Consider the following 21,951-nt stretch of genomic DNA (forward strand, 5'->3'; position numbering starts at 1 on the left):
AAAGAGACCGCCCTTTTTGAAGTGAAAAGGTGTAAAATGAAAATAGCAGTAACTGGAAAGGGTGGCGTAGGAAAAACAACCATCGCAGCGACCCTTGCAAGACTTTATGCAGAAGAAGGCCATCCGGTTCTGGCTGCAGATGTCGATCCGGATGCCAATCTGGGCCTTGCGCTTGGATTTCCGGAAGAAATCCTCGATTCGATCGTTCCGATTACCAAAATGAGAAAACTGATCGAAGAGCGCACCGAGGCAAGTGCAGACAACCGGTTTTACAAGATAAATCCGAGAGTAAGTGATATCCCCGATAAATACAGCAAAGAGTACAACGGAGTCAAACTCCTGACACTCGGCACCGTGGAGACGGCCGGAAGCGGCTGTGTCTGCCCGGAGCATGTGATGCTGCGGAGAATCATCAACAGCCTGGTCCTTCACAGAGGGGATGTTGTCATCCTCGACATGGAAGCAGGCCTTGAGCATCTGGGAAGAGGAACCACAGAGGGCATGGATATGTTCATCGTAGTCATCGAGCCGGGTGCAAGAAGTATTCAGACCTATAAGAATGTCAAACGTCTGGCCGAAGAGCTTGGCGTTCATCAGGTTCATGTCGTGGCAAACAAAGTACGCGACGAAAAAGATGAGGCATTCATACAGGACCGTATCCCCCCGGAGGATCTTCTGGGCATGGTCCACTACAACCCGGAAATTATGGAAGCGGACAGGGAAGGTTCGTCTCCATATGATTACAGCGCGGCTGCAGTAGAAGAGATACGGAAAATAAAAACAAAAATCGATAAGTCAAACATGCCTGGCATGGAAAAAGTGTGATAGGAGGAAAAACACATGACATTATTCGAGAGAGTATTTGGCGGAAATGATGCAGTATACGGTCTTACCGAAGCTGCCGTTGATGCCGCAATCGCAGCAAACGGAGAGGAAAAAGCAGTCAGCTTCCCGGACACTGCTTACGCACTTCCGTGTTACTATGCTGTAACAGGAGTAAAGGTTACCAACTTAAAAGAGATGAAAGAGGCTCTTGGCGTGGTAAAATCTCTGATGACAAGAGAAAATCAGCTGAATGATGTATTTATGTCCGGTGTTGCAACTGCACTCTGCGCAGAGTTCATCGAGGCAATTAAATACATCGACGGTGCAAAACCATATGATGAGCCGTGCTACGGCCATTTAAGCGATGCCATCATCCGTGAGCTTGGTGTGCCGCTTGTAACAGGCGATATCCCGGGCGTAGCTGTTATCCTTGGAAGCGCTCCGACTGCACAGGAAGGCGTGGATCTGGTTAAGAGCTATCAGGCACAGGGTATTCTTGTAACACTGGTTGGCGGAATCATTGATCAGTGTCAGGAACTGGGATACAAGACCGGCGCAAACGTACGTGTCATCCCGCTTGGAAAAGACGTAACATCTGTTATCCATGCTGTATCCGTAGCAATCCGTGCAGCCCTGATCTTCGGTAACGTAACTGCAGGCGATGCAGGCGCACTGATGACCTACACCAAAGACCGTGTACCGGCATTCGTAAATGCTTTTGCTCCTCTGGATGATGTGATCGTTGCATGCGGCGCTGGTGCAATTGCACTTGGCTTTCCGGTTATCACAAACGATGACAAAGACGTTCCGGCTATTCCGAAGAGCCTTATTATCCAGAAGGACGTTTCCAAATTCAATGCAACTTCTCTGGAAGCACGCGACATCAAGATCAAAATCACCAACATTGATATCCCGGTTGCATTCGCATCTGCATTCGAGGGTGAAATCATCCGCCGTGGTGATATGCAGGTTGAGTTTGACGGTTCCCGCGTAGACTGCTGCGAGCTGGTTCAGACAAAAGATGCTTCCGAAGTAGAAGATCACAAGATCGAGCTGATCGGACCGGACATCGACGAGTTCGAAGTAGGTTCCAAGCACAGCATTGCATACGTTGTTGAGGTTGCCGGAAAGAGCATGCAGCCGGATTTCGAGCCTGTATTTGAGCGTAAATTCCACAGCTACCTGAACTGCATCGAAGGTGTGATGCATACCGGACAGCGTGATATGATCCGTATCCGTGTCAGCAAAGAAGCTTTCAACGCAGGCTTCCGTGCAAAACACTTCGGAGAAGTTCTGTACGCACAGGTGAAGAACGAGTTCGAGGCTGTTGTTGACAAATGCCAGGTTAAGATCTACACCAATCCGGAAGACTGTACCAAGATCCGTCACGAAATTGCAATTCCAGTATTCGACAAACGTGATGAGCGTCTGTCTACCATGACAGATGAATCCGTACCGGTATACTACAGCTGTATCATGTGCCAGGCATTCTCCCCGAGCCATGTATGTGTTGTTACACCAGAGCGTCTCGGACTTTGCGGTGCTGTTTCATGGCTGGATGCAAAAGCTACCAACGAGCTGGATCCGAACGGACCTTGCCAGGTTATCACAAAAGAAAAAGTAATCGATGAGAGAATCGGTGAGTATGAGGATGTTAACGAGGCTGTTCGTAAGCTTTCCCAGGGTGCTCTTGATGACGTATCCCTGTACTCCATCATGGAAAAACCAATGACATCCTGCGGATGCTTCGAGTGTATCTGTGGTATCGAACCATTCTCCAACGGTGTCTGCATCGCAAACCGTGAGTACGCAGGCATGACTCCTCTGGGAATGACCTTCTCCGAGCTGGCTTCCATGACAGGCGGCGGTGTTCAGACTCCTGGATTCATGGGACACGGCAAACACTTTATCGCTTCCAAGAAGTTTATGAAAGCAGAAGGCGGTGTTGCCCGTATCGTATGGATGCCGAAAGAGCTGAAAGAGCAGGTTGCAGAGAAACTGAATGAGACAGCAAAAGAGCTGTACGGTATCGACAACTTTACCGATATGATCGGTGACGAGACCATCGCAGAAGATCCGGAGACACTGGTTGCATTCCTGACCGAGAAAGGTCATCCGGCACTTGGCATGGATCCAATGATGTAATTCGTATTTTACAGGCTTATCCTGTGAAAGAATAAGCAGACCGGCATGGCTTGGGAGGGGATTCCAAAGCGGAGGAGGAAGCCCTTTCCGGCACATGCCGGCAGCTGTAAAGTGATTTTCTGGAAAAAAAAACGGCTGACGAAGAGAAAACGGATACTTTTTGTCAGAAAATCTTGGAAAATATCCTGGTAAATCTTGCATTCTCCGGGAAAAAACGTTAAAATAATAACAGGTGTGTCCATGAAGCGGAATCATGGAGATATGCCTGTATGGAATTTATTTTTAAGGAGGCTTTTTTTATGCCGTTTAATCGCAAACCACAAAAGTTTAATGCAGCAATTAAATCCGTTGTAATCGGCAGCGGAGACAAAACCGTAACTCTTGGCGGAGAAAACGTATTACCATTCTATGCTTTCGACGGTGAAATCAAAAACGGACCGAAGGTTGGCGTTGAAATCACAGACCTTGGTATGGAAGGAGAACCGGAAAGCGTAAAAGCATACTATGAAGGTGCAGCTACCATGGGCGAGATTGCAAAAAAAGCAGCAGCTATGGAAGGTGCAGATTTCCTCTGCCTTCGTCTGGCAGGCGGAGACCCGAACGGTCTGAACAAATCGGTAGAAGAACTCATTGAGACAGTCAAAGAGGTTGCTGATGCCGTTGACGTGCCGCTTGTTGTAGAAGGATGTAAAAACGTTGAGAAGGATTCCGAACTGCTCACAAAAGTAGCAGAGGTCCTTCAGGGAAGAAACGTTCTTGTTATGTCCGCAAGAGAAGAAGATTACAAGGCAGTTGGTGCAGCCGCAGGTCTGGCATACAGCCAGAAAGTCGGCGCTGAGTCCGCTGTAGATATCAACCTTGCAAAACAGCTGAATGTTGTTATGACCCAGCTTGGTGTCAGCGCGGACAGCATTGTTATGAACGTAGGTTCTGCAGCAGTCGGATACGGATATGAGTACGTAGTATCTACACTGGACCGTATCAAAGCAGCAGCATTATCCCAGGACGATAAAATGCTGCAGATGCCAATTATTACTCCAATCGCTTCTGAGACATGGAATGTAAAAGAGGCAATGGCAACAGAAGAGGAATCTCCGGAATGGGGAAATCAGGAAGTACGAGGAATCTCTATGGAGATTCAGACAGCAGCCGCATCTCTGGCTTCTGGTTCTGATGCAGTTATCCTCAAACATCCACAGTCTGTTGCAACCATTTCCAAAATGATTCAGGAACTGATGTAATCAGTACGTAAGGAAGAGATTAGGAGGATAAAGAATTATGGCATTATCAGGTATTCAGATTTTTAAAATGACCCCAAAGAAAAACTGTAAAGAGTGCGGATGTCCGACCTGTATGGCATTCTCCATGAAGGTTGCACAGGGCGCTATGGATATTTCAGCGTGCCCATATATGTCTGACGACGCTATGGCACAGCTTTCCGAAGCTACCGCACCGCCAATGAAGACGATCAAAGTCGGAACCGGCGACAGTGAGTACACTCTTGGCGGAGAGACGGTCCTCTATCGTCATGAGAAAACATTTGTAAGCAAAACCCGTTATGCGGTATCTCTCTGCAGCTGCATGTCTGACGAAGAGATCGACGCAAAACTGGAAGAAGACAAAAAAGTTGATTACGACCGTATCGGTGAGCGTATGTGCGCAGAGATGCTGTATGTAAACTATGCCGGAAATGGCGTAGACAAATACGTATCTCTTGTAACGAAAGCAGCAGCAACCGGAAAAGTTCTGGTACTTGGCTGTGAGGACGCAGAAGCTGCAAAAGCTGCTCTGGAAGTATGCAAAGCAGGCAAACCGATCCTGAATGGTGCAAATGCATCCAATTATGAAGAGATGAGCAAACTTGCCACAGAGGCAGGCGTTGTTCTCGGCGTAAGTGGCGCAAACATTGATGAGCTTCACGACACCGTAGAAGCAATCGAGAAACTCGGCAACAAGAACCTTGTTCTTGATACCACAGAAGCGACCATCAAAGAGACCTTTGCTACTACCGTACAGGTAAGACGTGCATCCTTAAAGGATACAGACCGTACCTTTGGTTATCCGTCTATTGTAAATCTGGCAAAAATTGCACAGGGCGACAGATATATGCAGCAGGCACTGCTTTCCCTGTTCACCATGAAATACGGTTCCATTATTGTTCTTGAGGAAATGGGATACGCAGAGGCACTTCCGGTATTCGGACTTCGCCAGAACGTATTTACCGATCCGCAGAAACCGATGAAAGTAGAGCCGGGCATCTACCCGCTGAACGGCGCAGATGAAAATTCGATCTGCCTGACCACAGTAGACTTTGCTCTGACCTATTTCCTGGTATCCGGAGAGCTCGAGAGATCCGGAGTTCCGGTAAACCTTGTAATCAACGACGCCGGCGGACTTTCTGTACTGACATCCTGGGCGGCAGGTAAATTCTCCGGTAACTCTATCTCCAAATTCTTCAAAGAGAATGTAGAAGATAAAGTAAAATCCAGAAAAGTTATCATTCCTGGTAAAGTAGCCGTATTAAAGGGCGACATTGAGTCCAAACTTCCTGGATGGGAAGTAATCGTTGCTCCGCTTGAGGCAGTTCAGCTTGTGAAATTCATGAAAGATCTGCAGGCAAACGGAGAACTGTAATACATAAAAATTCCGGGAGGAACTCCAGACAAGCGGAGTTCCTTCCGTGAAAAAAATAATTATGGGGGATTCCCAAAAAGAAAAGGAGAAGAGATATGGCAAAATTTGTAACCATCGGCGAAAGACTTTCTGTTACAGCTCCTACTGTAAACAAAGCATTCGCAGCAAGAGATGAAGAGCCAATTTTAAAGAGAGCAAAACAGCAGCTGGATGCTGGTGCCGTTTACCTTGATGTAAACATCGGACCGGCTGAGAATGATGGAGAGGACATCATGAAATGGGCTGTTGAGCTGCTGCAGAGCAATTTTGACAATGTTCCGCTGGCTCTGGATACATCCAACAAAAAAGCAATTGAGGCTGGTATCTCTGTATACAACCGTTCCAAAGGAAAACCGATCGTAAACTCTGCAGATGCTGCAGGAAGAATCGAGTACGTTGACCTTGCAGCTGCAAACGATGCAATCGTTATTGCACTTTGCAACGGTGAAGGAATTGCAAAAGATAACGACGAGCGTATGATGTACTGCCAGACCCTTCTGGAAAGAGGTATGGAGCATGGCATGGAGCCGACAGATCTGTGGTTTGACCCGCTGTTCCTGGTTGTAAAAGGAATGCAGGACAAACAGATGGAAGTTCTTGAGTGCATCAAGATGTTCAGTGATATGGGACTGAATTCTACCGGCGGACTTTCCAACAACTCCAACGGTATGCCGAAAAACATCCGTCCGATCATGGATTCCGCACTTGTAGCTATGGCTATGATGCAGGGTCTGACCAGCGCCATCGTTAACCCGAATGACCTGAGACTGATGGAGACCATTAAATCCTGTGACGTATTCAAAGGCAACACTCTGTATGCAGATTCTTATCTGGAGCTTTAATCTTTAAATCTCGCAGGTTTTCCCCTGATGGTGCCGCAGCGTTTGCGAAAACCTGAGGCACCATCAGGGGTTTTTCTATCTAAAAGCGGAAAAAAACAGCGGAGAATATATACGACTGGGGGATTTACAGATTATGGCAAAAGTAACCTTTCGATTTGAAGAAGGAGAACCGGTAGTCACCTACGCAACCGAGGGTGAGCGCCTTCTTGAAGTAGCGCAGAAGAGCAATGTGCCGATCGATGCACCGTGTTCCGGAAACGCATCGTGCGGTAAATGCCGCGTTCGTCTTGTGAGCGGTGAGCTGGATTCCAAAATAACCCGCCATATTTCTGAGGAAGAATATCAGAATGGCTGGAGACTGGCGTGCGTCAGCACCGTCAAAGGCGATGTTGAAGTGGAAGTGCCGGACATTGCATCCGCTTACCGGAGCCGCATGAAAGTGGCAGACCTTAGTTCACCGAGTGAAATTGCAATTTTTGAAGATACGAAAAAGAAAATTACAGACGCCGGCCTGGAGCTGAAAAACAGCATGCAGGTGATCAAAATCTCAATGGAAGAGCCTACTCTGGATGATACGATGCCGGATAACGAGAGAGTAACCTGGGCTGTACAGGCAGCGACGGGGCTTGACCGGGTACGGATTCCGTACTCTGTACTGAAAAAAATGCCGGATGTCCTTCGGGAATCCCATTTTCAGGCACAGTGTGTCGTCCGGGTTACGCCAAATGACGTCTTTTTATACGATATGCTTCCAATGGAAGCAAAAGCAGTTGTCGGCGGTCTCGTTGTCGACATTGGAACAACGACAGTTTCTGCACTGATCGTGGATATGCTGAGCGGAGAAATCCTGGCAAAAGCCTCTTCCGGAAACGGACAGATCCGGTATGGTGCGGATGTTATCAACCGTATCATTGAATCCCAGAAACCGGGAGGCCATGAAAGACTGCAGAATGCAATCATCAAAGAAACCTTAAACCCGATGATTTCCAACATGTGCCGCGCAGCGAAAATCAGCAGTCAGCAGATTTACCGTGCGGCGATTGCCGGAAACACTACCATGGAGCATCTGATGATGGGCATCAATGCAGATCCGCTTCGGATGGAGCCGTATATTCCGGCCTTCTTTAAGACAAACTCACTGTTTGCATCGGACGTCAATCTTGCAATTCATCCGGACGCCCATATCATTCTGGCACCGAATATCGGAAGCTATGTGGGCGGAGATATTACTGCCGGCGCGTTGGTCAGCATGATCTGGAACCGGCCGGAGATGAGTCTTTTTATTGACCTTGGTACCAATGGCGAGCTTGCATTTGGAAACTCTGACTTTATGGTAAGCTGTGCCTGCTCGGCCGGACCGGCCTTTGAGGGCGGCGATATCAGCTGTGGCATGCGTGCGACCGACGGTGCGATTGAAAAATGTACGATCGATCCGGAGACGATGGAACCTTCGTACCATGTTATCGGAGATGAGGGAACGAAACCGATCGGCCTTTGCGGTTCCGGTATCATTGATGTGATTGCGGCGCTGTTCCGCGCGAAGATGGTCAATCCGAAGGGTAAATTTATCCGTGAGGGAAAACGGATCCGCCACGACAAATATGGCATGGGAAGCTATGTCATTGCGTTTGAGGAGGAGGCTGGAAGTGTCCGCGATGTTGAGATTACCGAGGTCGATATCGACAACTTTATCCGCGCCAAAGGCGCGATTTTCTCAGCGATCCGTACGATGCTGAACTATCTGGATATGGATGTTTCCATGATCGAGGAGGTTTACGTAGCGGGCGGTATCGGAAGCGGCATCAACATGAAAAATGCCGTTACCATCGGTATGTTCCCGGACATCCCGCTGGAAAAATTCCATTACATCGGCAACTCTTCCCTGACCGGCGCGTATTCGATGCTCTTATCGACAGCGGCAGAGAAGAAGACGTACGAGGTTGCCCGGAACATGACGTATCTGGAGCTCTCGACCGTACCGACGTATATGGATGAATTTGTAGCGGCCTGCTTCCTGCCGCACACGGACACAGCGATGTTCCCGTCTGTAGAAGTATAAAAACGGAAGTGAGAACCTTTTTTTGAGAGGAATTGGATTCACATGGCAGTAGACTTGAATTACGAAAAAGACAGCAAAGAACGGATTCCCTATGAACATTACCTGGAAGTATACCAGAACGCGGATCCGGCGGAGATTTCCAGCCGGTGTAATGTACCGTATGACGCCGAAAAACACGAGTTTACGGTATCCCTGATGGGTGTTTCCTACCGGATTTCCTGGCCGGAGTACCGCGTGCAGCATCTTGGAGATGACGGCACAGACGGTCCGGTGATCGGCTGGTATCCGCTCGAGGAGAAGCCGAATGCAAAAATTCTGGTGCTGCGCTATCTGACCGAGGGCGGAGCTGCCCCATCCACCGGAAAATTCCTGACATACCGGGAGATTCCGTGGGGAGAGGTTTATTTTAAGCAGTTCCAGGGAAGATGCCTGTTCCGTCTGGCCTTTGGCTTTGGCGGAAAGCTGGATGCATTCCGTGAGATCATGGAACGTGTCGGCGCTCAGGCGATTTCATCCGGTGATGTCGGATATGAGCTGGAGTTTATGAAAGGGCTTTTTGTACGACTGATTTTATGGGCAGGAGATGATGAGTTTCCGCCGTCCGCGCAGATCCTCTTTTCGGACAATTTCCCGGCTGCATTTACGCAGGGAGAGGATATGGCGGTTGTGGGAGATGTCACAATTGATATGCTGAAGGCTCTGGCTGCAAAATAGTTATGGTTTGAGGCCATCAGGATGGCTTCTGGATCGAAAAAAATAAGCGGAGGAAAATAACATGGGATTTTCAACAGTACCTTGCAATGAGTTTGTAGAAGTGCTCGGTTCCAAAGCACCGGTTCCGGGCGGTGGCGGAGCTTCTGCACTGGTTGGCGCTGTCGGCACAGCGCTTGGCAACATGGTTGGTGCGCTGACAGTAGGTAAAAAGAAATACGCGGATGTCGAAGAGGAAATGAAAGAGCTGATGGCGAAAGCAACCACGCTTCAGGACGAACTGCTTCACCTGATCGAGCGCGATGCGGAAGTATTTGAGCCGCTCTCCAAAGCATACGGCATGCCGCGTGAGACAGAAGAGGAGAAGGCAGAAAAAGCAAGAGTTATGGAAATCGTGCTGAAGGACGCCTGCTCCGTGCCGATGGAAATCATGGAAAAATGCTGTGAAGCGATCGATCTGATCGTGGAATTTGCAGCAAAAGGTTCCGCACTCGCAATCAGCGATGCGGGCGTTGGCGCAGCGTTCTGCAAGGCTGCCTTAGAGGGCGCTTCCCTGAACGTATACATCAACACCAAATCCATGAAAAACCGGGAATACGCAGAAGAGCTGAACAAAAAATGCGATGAGATGCTTGCGGTTTATACCGTAAAAGCAGACGAAATTTTCCAGAACGTACTGGGAAGACTGAAAGCCTGAAAACAAACGGCCAGAGAAGCTTCCCGGCAGCAAGCGGGTTGCAAAAGGAGTTCTCTTTGACCGAAAAGAAAAGCGGAGGATAAAAAAATGGCAAAACAGTTATTAGGAAAAGAAGTAACAGCAGCATTAAATGAGAAGATCAAAGCAAATGTAGCAGAGCTGGAAGCAAAAGGAGTAAAACCGACTCTCGGAATCATCCGTGTCGGAGAGAGAGAGGATGACCTTTCCTACGAAAGAGGAGCAACCAAACGCTGTGAGACCTTAGGCGTTGCATACGAGAAATTCCTTCTCCCGGCAGACGTTACCCAGGAAGAGCTGATGGCTACCATCGATAAAGTAAACAAAGACGATTCCATCCACGGCGTTCTGATTTTCCGTCCGCTTCCGAAACATCTCGATGAGGCAGCAGTCATCAAAGCACTCTCCCCGGAGAAGGACGTAGACGGTATCACAGACGGTTCCATGGTAGGCGTATTCGCCGGAACAAAACAGGGCTTCCCGCCATGTACTCCGCAGGCCTGCATGGAGATCCTCGACCACTACGGCATCGACTGCACCGGTAAAAAAGCCGTTGTCGTAGGCCGCAGCCTCGTTGTAGGAAAACCGGCAGCCATGATGCTGTTAAAGAAAAACGCAACCGTAACCATCTGCCATACCAGAACGAAAGACATGCCGTCTGTAGTTAAAGAGGCAGATATCGTGATCGTAGCAGCAGGCCGTGCAGGTGTTGTAGATGATACTTACCTGCGTGCAGGCCAGACCGTTATTGATGTCGGAATCAACGTAAACGAAGAAGGAAAACTCTGCGGAGACGTTGCATACGCAAAAGCTGAGCCGATCGTTGAGGCAATCACACCGGTTCCAGGCGGTGTAGGATCCGTTACCACATCTGTTTTGGTCGGCCATGTGGTAGAGGCTGCCATGAGAAAAAACAGCTGATCATAGGCTGAAGATAAGAATGTGACAGAAAAAAGGCACTGTGCGTCCGAAAAAAGGGCGGCGGTGCCTTTTTTGCATGCGCGGCAGTGCAGTTTTGGTGATAGGAGAGGGGGCCGGCTCATAGAATATAACAGTACATAGCAACAAAGATCAAAAGGGGGACAACAGCGCATGGATGCATATTCAGTATACCGCGATATTCAGAAACGAACGAAGGGCCAGTTCCTGATCGGAGTGGTGGGGCCTGTACGGACGGGAAAGTCCACCCTGATCCGCCGTTTCCTGGAGGTGCTGGCACTGCCGTATCTTTCGGAAAAGGAACAGGCGGAGGTACGGGATGCCCTGCCTTTAAGCGGGGAGGGAAAGACGATCACAACGGTGGAGCCGAAATTTGTGCCGAAAGATGCCGTGGAGCTGCAGCTTGGGGAGGGCGATCCGATCCGGCTGCGACTGATCGACTGCGTCGGCTTTCTGGTGCCGGACGCGGCGGGAAATCTGGAAAATGAGAAGGAGCGGATGGTGAAAACACCGTGGTCCGAGCAGGCGATTCCGTTCCGGGAGGCGGCGGAGATCGGTACGAAGAAGGTGATCGCAGAACATTCCACGATCGGTCTTATGGTGACGTGCGACGGATCGTTCGGCGAGCTGCCGCGGGAGAATTTTCTGCAGGCGGAGGAACGGACCGTTGCGGAGCTCAAAAAGCAGGGAAAGCCCTTCCTGATTCTTGTGAATGCGAAAAAACCGTACCGGGAGGAGACACAGCGGCAGGTAAAGGAGCTTGAAACAAAATTCGGCGTGGCAGCGATGGCGGTGAACTGCGACCAGCTCCGCAAAGAAGATATTCTGCATATGCTCGAAAAGGTGCTGTATGAGTTTCCGCTTCAGCAGATGGAATTTTATATTCCCAAATGGGTGGAGCTTCTTGCCGATGACCATCCGCTGAAGGCAGAGCTGCTGCAGAAGATCCGTGAGATGTGCAGGGAAAAGACGCGTCTGAAGGATGCAGTGGGCGGAAAAACAGCGATTGCCAGTCAGTATGTCAGCCAGACACTGCTGCAGTCGATGGATCTTGCGAGCGGTACGGTGAAGGTGCGGATTGAGGTGAAAGAGCAGTATTATTATGAAATGCTGAGTGTACTTGCCGGCGTGGAGATCAAAGGCGAGTATGATCTGGTGCAGACGATCCGCGAGCTGTCGGCACAGCGGGAAGAGTACCGCAAGGTAGAGGACGCGATTCATGCGGTGCGCGGATGCGGCTACGGCGTCGTGATTCCGGGGAGGGAGGAGATTCAGCTGGAGGAGCCAGCCGTGATCCATCAGGGAAACAAATACGGCGTGAAAATTAAATCGGTGAGCCCGTCGATTCATATGATCAAGGCCAACATCGAGACGGAGATTGCGCCGATCGTCGGAAGTGAGCAGCAGGCGGAGGATCTGATCGCCTATATCAAAGAGAGCGCAAAGAGCCCGGAGGGAATCTGGAATACCAACATTTTCGGCAAATCCGTCGAGCAGCTCGTTGACGACGGCATCCGCAGCAAAATCGCCCAGATCACCGAGGACGGCCAGGCAAAGCTCCAGGATTCCATGCAGAAAATTGTCAACGACAGCCGGGGCGGAATGGTGTGTATTATCATTTAATACAAAAGCTGTTCGAATATTTTTGAGTAATTGTGCAATAATACTTGAAAAGCGAACCAAAATAGCGTATAATCCGAATTGTGAAAAGAAAAGAAGAAAAATGTAACTTCCTGGAATGTTCGATGATCTCATTATTTTGAACCTACATTTACTTTAAACGGGAGGCTTATTATTGTCATGTGGATGTCAGGCCACCCTGGAAACAGACGTCAGTGGAAGGCAGAAATGATGACTGCGGCTACCCACCTAGCTTGCGTTGCTAGGAGTCAAAGTATGGGAAACGGCATTCCGGGGTTACAAAAGAGAAAAAAGAGAATCATGAAAATGGTTCTCTTTTATACGTTACATACAACCAAAAGGAGAAGGAACATGAAAAAACAGGGTTTTGGAACAACAAAAGACGGAAAAGAAGCATTGCTCTACACGCTCTCCAATAAAAACGGAATGGAAATCAGCGTAACCGATTACGGCGCACATCTGGTATCGGTTCTCGTTCCGGATAAGGATGGAAAGAAGAGAGACGTTGTCCTTGGATTTGACTCCGTAACCGGCTATGAGACCGACGGAAGCCATTTTGGAGCCACCATCGGAAGAAACGGAAACCGTATCGCGGGAGCAGCATTTGAACTGCACGGAAAAACATACCAGCTGGCAAAAAATGAGAACAACAACAACCTGCACAGCGGCCCGGACGGATACGATTACCGCCTCTGGGACGTAGAAGAGGCGGATGACAGCGCCGTTACCTTCGTTCTGATGAGCCCGGACGGAGACCAGGGATTCCCGGGAAACTTTGAAGTGTCCGTTACGTATACCCTGACCGATGAGAACGCCGTAGAAATCCACTATGAGGGAAGCTGCGATCAGGATACCGTTGTCAACATGACAAACCACAGCTACTTCAACCTGGCAGGCCACGATGCCGGATCTATTGAGAACCAGACACTTGTCTTAAAAGCGGAGCAGTTCAGCCCGGTGATCGATTCTGCATCTATCCCGACCGGCGAGCATGCACCGGTACAGGGAACCCCGATGGATTTCACCAGCGAGAAAGCAATCGGAGCAGAGATCGAAGCAGATTTCGAACAGCTCAAACTGACCGGCGGCTACGACCACAACTTTATCCTGGACAAGGCTGTCGAGGGAAGCATTGAGCTGATGGCAGTCGCATCCTGCAAAGAGAGCGGCATCACCATGGAAGCCTTCACGGATCTGCCATGCGTTCAGTTCTACGCCGGAAATTTCATTGCTCCGGTTACCGGAAAGAATGGGGTATTCTATGACAAACGCAACGGCTTCTGCCTGGAATCTCAGTATGTGCCGAATGCCATCAACCAGGAGGGTGAGGAGAAACCGATCCTCGAGGCAGGCGATACTTACGACACCACAACCGTATACAAATTCATTTTCTAAGATCCTATTTTATAGCAATCCTCGAAAATAATGCAAAAAATTCAGCACCGCAGAGCGTGAATTACTGCGTCACAGATTTTCGTCGTACCTCGGTACGCCTTCAAATCTGTTCCTTGCAATTCGCGCTCTGCAGCACTGCCTTTTTTGCATTATTTTCGGGTCTTGCTATAGAAACAGCATAAAAAAGCTCCCTTCCTGCAGCGTCCTGTGAAAACAGGAGCGCAGGCGGGGAGCCTTTTTATGGGAAAATATGCAGAAAACGAATTCTGAAAAAACAGAAAAAGAAAAGACCCTGTTTTCGAATCCAACAGAATCTTACCAGTTATGTCATATTCTTTTCAGAGGTGGGTAACCGCTTCGCCATCTGAATCAACCTGCAAGCGGAATAGCAGACACCTTTAAGCGGAGGATGGCGCCTGACTAAGAACAGGCGAAACCAGAATCTGAAACGGTTTACCCGGCCGTTTAATGCAATGCATAAATCTCGCTCGAAGGTTTCTAAAAATCTAATCGAAAATTTTCAGACATTCCATATCCCATAATAGTCTTTGAATGGAAGCTTTCATCGGAAGCATCAACCCTATGCATACAGAGCAGGTTTCCTGACTTACAGATCATCGTTCCACATTCCTTCTCATATGTTGCGGACATACAATGGATTTGTTATGCTTCACTCCCTGATTACAGTGACCGGATCGCCCAGGAATCTCACCTGAATTCCCTCTCTCACCAAAAGACGGATCTTCTTTTGATGCACTCTGGATGTTGATATGAAATTTATACACAACCGTACTATATACCATAGGGCGGTATTTGTCAAGGAAAAATCGCAAAAAGAAAAGGAATCAGACAAAAAGCCGTGTGCATAGAATGAGATATGAAGAGAAAAAATGATAAATTGGAACTGATACTGTTAGGAGTGGGGATTCTCCTGCTGCTGTTATTGTTTGTTGTGAAGCGCCGTCTGGATGCGCCGGAAGAGACAGCGACAGCAGAAAGCAGGACGGAGACGATGGAAGGCAAAAAGCAGGAGGAGACGATACAGAATATGGAACAGGAAAACGCGGCTTTTCTGAACAGTAAAAAGGAAGAACAAAAAGAAACAACGGCAGCCGGACCGGTGCAGATCCGTGTCCTTCTGACAGACTGCGGAAAGCTGGGATACGCACAGAAACAGGTGTCCCTGCGTGGAAACGCAAGCCTTTCCATGAACGACGGCGCATACATAGCTTCCCCGCAGGAGACGATCTGTGTGACGGAACAGGAATGCGGGGAAGTTGTGCATGTGGTGCCGGCCGATGAGACGGCGGGAACGGCGGTTTCCCTTACGGGAAAGCCGGAGGACGAGACGGTTTATCCGGGAAGTTTTGTCATCTATAAAAGCGAAGAGGGACTTCTCGTTGTAAATGAACTTGATCTGGAAATGTATCTTCGGTATGTCGTGCCGAGTGAGATGCCGTCCTCCTATGAAAAGGAGGCATTAAAAGCACAGGCGGTCTGTGCGAGAACGTATGCGTGTGCCAGGATTCGTGAAAAAACGTGGGAGAACTACCACGCGGATGTAGACGACAGCGTGGAAAGTCAGGTCTACCACAATATGGAAGCGCAGCCGGAGACAGACGCTGCGGTGGCGGAGACAGAAGGAAAAATCATTACCTGCGGCGGGGAACCAATTCAGGCGTATTTTTTCTCAACCTCCTGCGGGAAGACGAGTACGGATGAAGTGTGGAATACGGCGGAGACGGCAGAATATCTGAAGAGCGTGACGGTAGGCGGGGAGAAGCAGGAACCGGAGACGGAGGAGGCGTTTGCATCGTTTATCACCAAAAGGGACAGCACAAGTCTGGAAGTGGAGGACGGCTGGTACCGCTGGCAGGTGACGATTCCGGCGGATGTGCTGTCAGAACGGGCAGCGGATCAAAAAATCGGGGAGATCACGGGGATTGAGGTGCGGCGGCGGTCAGAGGGAGGTGCGGCAGAAACCGTCCGTATCGAGGGAGAAAAAGGATCCATGGAAATCGAGGGAGAGTATCAGATCCGAAAGTTCCTCTCGGCGAAAGGCTGGCCGATTCAGAAAAATGACGGAACTGTAAGCTGTGAGATGGAGCTGCTTCCGAGTGCCTGCTTTATCGTGGTTCCGGAAAAAGAAGGGGAAACGGCTGTCTCCTTTACATTTTACGGCGGCGGCTACGGCCACGGCGTCGGCATGTCACAGAACGGTGCGAAACATCTGGCAGAGCAGGGAAAATCGTATGAGGAGATTCTCCGCTATTTTTACCAGAACATCGAAATCGGCGACTGCCGTTCCCTTTTTTAAAAAAATCACCGAAAACAGATTTTTTGTGCTATAATGGGCGAAAGTGAAAAACAGTTAGAAAATGACGAGGAGAGAAACATGGCGACAATCAAGGACATAGCGGCACGCGCCGGCGTTACGGCGACGACGGTTTCCCGCGTGATCAACAACCGCGGATACATCAGTGAAGAGACAAGAAAAAAAGTAACGCAGGCGATGCAGGAGATGAATTACCAGCCGAATGAGCTGGCGCGTTCCCTGGCAAAAGCGCATTCCAATACGATCGGGGTTATCGTTCCGCACATCTCGCACCCGTTTTTCAGTAAAATGATCAGTGCACTCGAGAGCGCGGCGGCAAAGCGGGGCTACAAGATTCTGCTCTGCAACTCGAAAGATCAGCCGGAGAAAGAAACCGAATATCTCGATATGTTCATCTCCAACCGTGTAACCGGCGTTGTGATGGCAAGCCGCGATGTGCAGATTGAAAAGTTTCATGATCTGAAAATTCCGATCGTCAATTTCGAGCGAGAGGAAAATACGGAGGCCATTACAATCCAGTGTGACAACGAGCAGGGAGGAGCGCTTGCAGCATCGCATCTTGCGGACTGCGGCTGCTGCCATCTGCTTCATTTCGGCGGAATCGTCGGAAGAGATATGCCGGCGGACCGGCGTGCGGATGGATTCCTGCGTGTCTGCCGGGAGCGGGGGATTGAAGGGGAAGTTCTTTTGAGTGACCGCTTAAGCTACGGCTCCATGCACTATGAATCCTATATTGAAAAGGGCCTTCTGGAGCACCCGGAGACGGACGGCATTTTTGCAAGCAGTGACCTGATTGCCGCACAGGTACTCCAGCGCCTTTACGCCATGGGAAAACGGGTGCCGGAGGATATTAAAGTTGTCGGGTTTGATGACACTGTGATCGCCGGGATTACCACGCCTTCCATCACGACGATCCATCAGCCGATTGAGGAAATGTCGGAGCTTTCCATTGCGTATATCGACCGGAGAAGAAAGGGAGAGATGGTGCCGAATGTGACGACCATGCCGGTGAGCCTTGTGGTGCGCGATTCGGCGTGAAACAAAAACGAAAAGAAAACTCTGCGGAAAAAAGAAACCGCGGAGTTTTTTTCTGCCCTGCGGTAAACGATAGACAGAAAAATAGCAAAAAAGACAAAGAAGAAGCCGGAAATTTGTTGAAAAATATGGTATGTAAACGGTTGACATATAATTCACACAACGGTATACTGCAAGAGAAGAAACGTAACACAGAATTACCGTTACCGGAATGATGTGACAAAATAAAGAATAAGATAAAGGAGAATAAACAACATGACAGTGGAATATCAGAGAAGACTCGAAAAACACTACGACGAGCTGAAATGGCTCTACTGTGAGCTGTATCCAAACGGCCAGGGACGCTTTGAGGAACTCTGTGCAGCCATGGAGCAGTGGTACAAAGAGCGGAATAAAAAATGGAAAGCGCTGGATCGGAAAAGAGAAAAACAGAAAGACTGGTACAAGAGCCAGAAAATGCTCGGTATGATGCTGTACATCGACGCATTCGCAGATAACATCAGCGGCCTTGAGAAAAAACTGGATTATTTAAAAGAGTGCAACGTCAACTACCTGCATCTGATGCCGTTCCTTGCAACGCCGAAGGGAAAAAGCGACGGCGGCTATGCGGTTGCCGATTACCGCACGGTACAGCCGTCCCTTGGAACGATGGAAGATCTGGCTGCCCTCTCTGAAAAATGCCATGACCAGGGCATGAGCCTTTGTATGGATTTCGTTATGAACCACACTTCCGAGGATCATGAATGGGCAAAACGTGCACTTGCCGGTGAAAAAGAGTACCAGGACCGTTACTTTTTCTTCGACAACTACGATATTCCGTCCGAATATGAAAAGACCTGTCCGCAGGTATTCCCGACAACGGCACCGGGCAACTTTACCTGGAGAGAGGACTGCCATAAATTTGTCATGACGACGTTCTATCCATACCAGTGGGATCTGAACTATGCGAACCCGGTTGTCTTTAACGAGATGGTAAACAATATGCTCTATCTCGTCAACCAGGGAATCGATATCGTCCGCATTGATGCCGTTCCATACATCTGGAAACAGCTCGGCACCACCTGCCGTAACCTGCCGCAGGTACATACCATTGTCCGCATGATGCGTATGATCACCGAGATCGTCTGCCCGGGCGTTCTGCTGCTCGGCGAGGTTGTCATGGAGCCGGAAAAGGTTGTTCCGTACTTCGGAACACTCGAGAAACCGGAATGCCATATGCTGTACAACGTAACGACGATGGCATCCACCTGGCACACCATTGCAACGGCAGATACCCGCCTGCTGAAACATCAGATGGATATTGTGACGAGACTGCCGAAGGACTATGTCTTCCTGAACTATCTGAGATGCCACGATGATATCGGCTGGGGCCTCGATTACGAATGGCTGAAACAGTTCGGCATCGCCGAGGCACCGCATAAGAAATATCTGAATGACTATTTCCGCGGTTATGTGGAGGGAAGCGACGCAAGAGGAGAGCTCTATAACGACGATCCGGTGCTGCAGGATGCGCGTCTCTGCGGAACAACCGCTTCCCTGTGTGGACTTGAGGCGGCAGGCTTTGAGCAGAATGAGGCGAAGACCGAACAGGCGATCCAGAGAATTGAGATGCTGAACGCATACCTTTTCATCCAGTCTGGTATTCCGGTTATCTACAGCGGCGATGAGATCGGCCAGGTCAACGATTATTCCTACAAAGAGAGTGAAGATTCTGACCGCGCAGCCGACAGCCGTTATCTGCACCGCGGCCACTTCCGCTGGGATCTGGAGCCCCAGAAGGAGAAAAAAGGAACGGTTCAGAATCAGATTTTTGCTTCGATGAAAAAGATGGAGGAGCTGAAATTCAAATACCGTCCGTTTGAGGGTGAGGCGGATGTCTGGACCGAGGAAACGTATGATACGGCGCTTCTCTGTGTCTGCAGAAAATCCGGCAATGAGATGGTAACGGGTCTCTTTAACTTCAGCAATGAAGACCGCACGGCCTGGATCGATATGGGTGAGTTCACCTGGAAGGATCTGTTTACCGGCGAGAAACGTGTTCTGCGCGGCGTTCCGGTTCCGGCACGCGGTTACGCATGGTATTACCGGAAATGGAATTAAATCCCTTGCGAAGGAAAGAAAAGTATGATATGCTTTGTAGGCTATCCTGAAGTACGATATATGTGCAAGAATGGGATAGATTCACGAAAACAAAGAAAAGGCGGTTTTGCCAGATGATAAAAACAATCCGCGGTTTTATGAAGCGCCTGAATGAGGACCATGTCGGTGCTTATGCAGCGCAGAGCGCGTATTTCATTCTTCTTTCCTTTATTCCGTTTGTTCTTCTGGTTGTTACGCTTGTAAAATATACGCCGCTGACACGCGACGATGTTTACAGCGTTCTGATCAATATGCTGCCCACGGAGTTCCAGAGCTACGTGGGCGGTATTGTAAATGAGATCTTTTATCAGTCCGTTGCCTATATGCCGATTACGATCATCACAACGCTGTGGTCGGCGGGAAAGGGCATTGCGGCGCTGACAAACGGGCTGAACAGCATTTATCACGTAACAGAGACACGTAATTACATCATCAACCGGCTGCGGGGCATGGCATATACCTTGATATTTGCCGCTGCATTCCTCACCAGTCTGGTGCTTCTGGTCTTCGGAACCCGCATTCAGAATAAGCTGACGGAACATCTGCCGATGGTGGCGCGCGTGACATCCTCTATCATGGGCATGCGTACCCTGATTACGACAGGCGTGCTGGCGGTTCTGTTCCTGGTGCTGTATAAATGCATTCCGAACCGGAAGGCGAGCTTTAAGAGCCAGTGCCCGGGCGCACTGATCTCATCCCTTGCCTGGTCTATTTTTTCCCTTGCATTTTCCATGTATCTCGACATCGCGCTTGCAGCGTCCAATATGTACGGCAGTCTGACGATGATCGTGTTTATCATGATCTGGATGTATTTCTGCATGTGGATCCTTCTGATCGGCGCGGAGATCAACGCGTATTTTGAGGATAAACTGCGGAAACTGCAGAACGCGGCGATCGAGCATTTTATAGAAAATAAAGAGACAAATAAAGAAGCGGGAAAATAATGGCTTGACATCCGGGGGTCAAGACGGTACAATAAACATTGTTTATGAAAGTTTTATAAATAATCTAACAGGAAAAATGCTGTGAAGATGTTCAGAGAAATATTTTTTCCGCCAGAGAGAGGGAGTCATCGGCTGCAAGCTCCTTCAGGTTCAGGAATATTTCAAATTTCGCATTGGAGCAGATGTCCGGAACGCATAGCAGGATACTGGAAATGCAAGTAGGGACAGACGTTTGGTGTACGTTACAGCACCGGTTATGAGTGTCTGCAGGAAGTATCTGCAGAAATCAGGGTGGTACCGCGAAATTTCAGATCTCGTCCCTTTGTGGGGCGGGGTCTTTTTTTGTGAGCAACGAGCCAGGCAGCCATGCTTGCATGGATATCTGGCGACTGCCACGAAAATCAGATGCTCCGCTGTTTGCAGCGGGGTATCTGATTGTTTTTCACATTTACCATCAAACAAGCAAGAAAAAGAAAGTAGGAGAGTCAAATGCAGGAAAAAAGTGTATTAACCGGCCATCTGTCTGAATTAAAACAGAAGATTGAAAATGGACTGGAAGAGCTGAAAAGCTCCAAAGAACTGTATGAATTTAAGAGCGAGTATCTGGAAGGAAAGAAAAGTAAGATCAGCGGGCTGATGAAAGAAATGAAAAACATTGCCCCGGAAGAGCGCGCAAACTACGGTAAATCCGTCAATGAGTTAAAAGAGTGGGCGCTTGGCCGCTTCCAGAAAGTGGAAGAGGAGATGAAAGAGCGCGAGCTGCAGAAGAAATATGAGTCCGAGAAAATCGACCTGACCCTTCCGGCAGAAGAGACAGCGATCGGAAACCTTCATCCGGTTACCCTGATCCGCAAACAGCTCATCGACATCTTTGCAGGCATGGGCTTTGAGGTATACGAGGGAAGAGAAATCGAGACCGATTACTACAACTTTACTGCACTGAATACACCACAGGATCACCCGGCAAGAGATATGCAGGATACCTTCTATCTCTCCCCGGAATTCCTGCTTCGTACCCAGACATCGGCAGGCCAGATTCATGTCATGGAAAACAAAAAGCCGCCGATCAAGATCCTTTCCCCGGGACGTGTTTTTCGGTCTGATGACGACGCAACCCATTCTCCGATGTTCCATCAGATGGAGGGACTCGTTGTCGACAAAAACATCACCCTCTGCGACCTGAAAGGAATGCTCGACGTACTCGTACAGAAGATCTACGGCGAGGGAACCACAACCCGTCTCCGTCCGTCTTACTTCCCGTTCACGGAGCCGTCCGTTGAGGTAGACTGCAGCTGCTTCGCCTGCGGCGGAAAAGGATGCAGCCTCTGCAAGGGAACCGGCTGGATCGAGGTCCTTGGAGCAGGTATTGTAAACAAACGCGTGCTGGAGAACTGCGGCATTGATTCAGAAGAATACAGCGGCTTCGCTTTTGGTATCGGCCTGGAGCGTATCGCCATGCTGAAATACGGAATCAACAACATCAAACTGTTATTCGGTTCCGATCTGCGGGTTTTAAATCAGATTAACGAGAAATAAAGACGAAACAGTTTGAA

At 49.2% G+C, this 21,951-nt stretch carries 16 protein-coding genes, 1 other RNA gene, 1 riboswitch and 1 other annotated feature; all 17 genes read left to right on the forward strand.

The window, feature by feature from the left end; all coding sequences use genetic code 11:
* Window positions 1–36 precede the first annotated feature (36 nt).
* The 17 genes from DWX00_RS04670 to pheS all read left to right on the forward strand — a co-directional run bounded on the left by DWX00_RS04670 (window position 37) and on the right by pheS (window position 21,934).
* Window positions 37–825 carry an ATP-binding protein gene (locus tag DWX00_RS04670; RefSeq protein WP_022462428.1) on the forward strand — a complete coding sequence of 263 codons (789 nt, stop codon included), beginning with the start codon at window positions 37–39 and terminating at the stop codon, window positions 823–825.
* Between the two features lie 15 nt (window positions 826–840).
* Window positions 841–2,970 (forward strand): acetyl-CoA decarbonylase/synthase complex subunit alpha/beta, encoded by a 2,130-nt coding sequence (gene acsB / locus DWX00_RS04675; RefSeq protein ID WP_022462427.1) that lies wholly within the window; start codon window positions 841–843, stop codon window positions 2,968–2,970.
* Between the two features lie 299 nt (window positions 2,971–3,269).
* A complete protein-coding gene (acsD, locus tag DWX00_RS04685) occupies window positions 3,270–4,211 on the forward strand; it encodes an acetyl-CoA decarbonylase/synthase complex subunit delta (RefSeq protein WP_117509163.1) in 942 nt (313 codons plus the stop codon).
* 37 nt (window positions 4,212–4,248) lie between these two features.
* On the forward strand, window positions 4,249–5,604 hold the full coding sequence (gene acsC / locus DWX00_RS04690; protein ID WP_117509045.1) for an acetyl-CoA decarbonylase/synthase complex subunit gamma: 1,356 nt from the start codon (window positions 4,249–4,251) through the stop codon (window positions 5,602–5,604).
* Window positions 5,605–5,699: 95 nt separating this feature from the next.
* Window positions 5,700–6,485 carry a carbon monoxide dehydrogenase/acetyl-CoA synthase methytransferase subunit gene (gene acsE / locus DWX00_RS04695; protein ID WP_022462424.1) on the forward strand — a complete coding sequence of 262 codons (786 nt, stop codon included), beginning with the start codon at window positions 5,700–5,702 and terminating at the stop codon, window positions 6,483–6,485.
* A 133-nt stretch (window positions 6,486–6,618) separates the two neighbouring features.
* On the forward strand, window positions 6,619–8,544 hold the full coding sequence (gene acsV, locus DWX00_RS04700) for a corrinoid activation/regeneration protein AcsV (RefSeq protein ID WP_118594727.1): 1,926 nt from the start codon (window positions 6,619–6,621) through the stop codon (window positions 8,542–8,544).
* Between the two features lie 42 nt (window positions 8,545–8,586).
* Window positions 8,587–9,258 (forward strand): DUF3786 domain-containing protein, encoded by a 672-nt coding sequence (locus DWX00_RS04705; RefSeq protein WP_117760358.1) that lies wholly within the window; start codon window positions 8,587–8,589, stop codon window positions 9,256–9,258.
* A 61-nt stretch (window positions 9,259–9,319) separates the two neighbouring features.
* Entirely contained in the window at window positions 9,320–9,952 is a 633-nt protein-coding gene (locus DWX00_RS04710) for a cyclodeaminase/cyclohydrolase family protein (protein ID WP_055226446.1), read from the forward strand.
* Window positions 9,953–10,039: 87 nt separating this feature from the next.
* Entirely contained in the window at window positions 10,040–10,891 is an 852-nt protein-coding gene (locus DWX00_RS04715) for a bifunctional 5,10-methylenetetrahydrofolate dehydrogenase/5,10-methenyltetrahydrofolate cyclohydrolase (RefSeq protein WP_022461835.1), read from the forward strand.
* A gap of 171 nt (window positions 10,892–11,062) precedes the next feature.
* The gene (gene spoIVA, locus DWX00_RS04720) at window positions 11,063–12,532 is read left to right on the forward strand and encodes a stage IV sporulation protein A (RefSeq protein ID WP_022461834.1); all 1,470 of its coding nucleotides are present in this window, start codon (window positions 11,063–11,065) and stop codon (window positions 12,530–12,532) included.
* Between the two features lie 104 nt (window positions 12,533–12,636).
* Window positions 12,637–12,831, forward strand: a non-coding RNA gene (ssrS, locus tag DWX00_RS04725) — 6S RNA.
* A gap of 70 nt (window positions 12,832–12,901) precedes the next feature.
* Complete coding sequence (locus DWX00_RS04730) at window positions 12,902–13,945, forward strand: aldose epimerase family protein (protein ID WP_118594728.1); 1,044 nt, start codon at window positions 12,902–12,904, stop codon at window positions 13,943–13,945.
* 575 nt (window positions 13,946–14,520) lie between these two features.
* Window positions 14,521–14,721, reverse strand: a riboswitch (cobalamin riboswitch).
* A gap of 101 nt (window positions 14,722–14,822) precedes the next feature.
* Complete coding sequence (locus tag DWX00_RS04735) at window positions 14,823–16,262, forward strand: SpoIID/LytB domain-containing protein (RefSeq protein ID WP_117800944.1); 1,440 nt, start codon at window positions 14,823–14,825, stop codon at window positions 16,260–16,262.
* A 78-nt stretch (window positions 16,263–16,340) separates the two neighbouring features.
* A complete protein-coding gene (locus tag DWX00_RS04740; RefSeq protein WP_022461831.1) occupies window positions 16,341–17,318 on the forward strand; it encodes a LacI family DNA-binding transcriptional regulator in 978 nt (325 codons plus the stop codon).
* A gap of 252 nt (window positions 17,319–17,570) precedes the next feature.
* Window positions 17,571–19,415, forward strand: coding sequence for an alpha-amylase family protein (locus tag DWX00_RS04750; protein WP_022461830.1), 1,845 nt, complete (start codon window positions 17,571–17,573; stop codon window positions 19,413–19,415).
* A gap of 113 nt (window positions 19,416–19,528) precedes the next feature.
* Window positions 19,529–20,398 carry a YihY/virulence factor BrkB family protein gene (locus tag DWX00_RS04755; protein WP_118594729.1) on the forward strand — a complete coding sequence of 290 codons (870 nt, stop codon included), beginning with the start codon at window positions 19,529–19,531 and terminating at the stop codon, window positions 20,396–20,398.
* 72 nt (window positions 20,399–20,470) lie between these two features.
* Window positions 20,471–20,723 (forward strand) — a binding site (T-box leader).
* Between the two features lie 164 nt (window positions 20,724–20,887).
* Window positions 20,888–21,934 carry a phenylalanine--tRNA ligase subunit alpha gene (gene pheS / locus DWX00_RS04760; protein ID WP_022461828.1) on the forward strand — a complete coding sequence of 349 codons (1,047 nt, stop codon included), beginning with the start codon at window positions 20,888–20,890 and terminating at the stop codon, window positions 21,932–21,934.
* Window positions 21,935–21,951 lie beyond the last annotated feature (17 nt).

Origin of the sequence: Blautia sp. AF17-9LB (assembly GCF_003479185.1) — a bacterium.
Taxonomy (GTDB): Bacteria; Bacillota; Clostridia; order Lachnospirales; family Lachnospiraceae; genus Fusicatenibacter; species Fusicatenibacter saccharivorans.

What these genes read in the sequence shown, in the direction of transcription:
- DWX00_RS04710 (WP_055226446.1), top strand. Translation starts at nt 9,320, where the DNA reads ATGGGATTTTCAACAGTACCTTGCAATGAGTTTGTAGAAGTGCTCGGT.
- DWX00_RS04730 (WP_118594728.1), top strand. Translation starts at nt 12,902, where the DNA reads ATGAAAAAACAGGGTTTTGGAACAACAAAAGACGGAAAAGAAGCATTG.
- acsB (WP_022462427.1), top strand. Translation starts at nt 841, where the DNA reads ATGACATTATTCGAGAGAGTATTTGGCGGAAATGATGCAGTATACGGT.
- DWX00_RS04755 (WP_118594729.1), top strand. Translation starts at nt 19,529, where the DNA reads ATGATAAAAACAATCCGCGGTTTTATGAAGCGCCTGAATGAGGACCAT.
- pheS (WP_022461828.1), top strand. Translation starts at nt 20,888, where the DNA reads ATGCAGGAAAAAAGTGTATTAACCGGCCATCTGTCTGAATTAAAACAG.
- DWX00_RS04715 (WP_022461835.1), top strand. Translation starts at nt 10,040, where the DNA reads ATGGCAAAACAGTTATTAGGAAAAGAAGTAACAGCAGCATTAAATGAG.
- acsC (WP_117509045.1), top strand. Translation starts at nt 4,249, where the DNA reads ATGGCATTATCAGGTATTCAGATTTTTAAAATGACCCCAAAGAAAAAC.
- DWX00_RS04705 (WP_117760358.1), top strand. Translation starts at nt 8,587, where the DNA reads ATGGCAGTAGACTTGAATTACGAAAAAGACAGCAAAGAACGGATTCCC.
- DWX00_RS04750 (WP_022461830.1), top strand. Translation starts at nt 17,571, where the DNA reads ATGACAGTGGAATATCAGAGAAGACTCGAAAAACACTACGACGAGCTG.
- acsD (WP_117509163.1), top strand. Translation starts at nt 3,270, where the DNA reads ATGCCGTTTAATCGCAAACCACAAAAGTTTAATGCAGCAATTAAATCC.
- spoIVA (WP_022461834.1), top strand. Translation starts at nt 11,063, where the DNA reads ATGGATGCATATTCAGTATACCGCGATATTCAGAAACGAACGAAGGGC.
- acsV (WP_118594727.1), top strand. Translation starts at nt 6,619, where the DNA reads ATGGCAAAAGTAACCTTTCGATTTGAAGAAGGAGAACCGGTAGTCACC.
- DWX00_RS04735 (WP_117800944.1), top strand. Translation starts at nt 14,823, where the DNA reads ATGAAGAGAAAAAATGATAAATTGGAACTGATACTGTTAGGAGTGGGG.
- acsE (WP_022462424.1), top strand. Translation starts at nt 5,700, where the DNA reads ATGGCAAAATTTGTAACCATCGGCGAAAGACTTTCTGTTACAGCTCCT.
- DWX00_RS04740 (WP_022461831.1), top strand. Translation starts at nt 16,341, where the DNA reads ATGGCGACAATCAAGGACATAGCGGCACGCGCCGGCGTTACGGCGACG.
- DWX00_RS04670 (WP_022462428.1), top strand. Translation starts at nt 37, where the DNA reads ATGAAAATAGCAGTAACTGGAAAGGGTGGCGTAGGAAAAACAACCATC.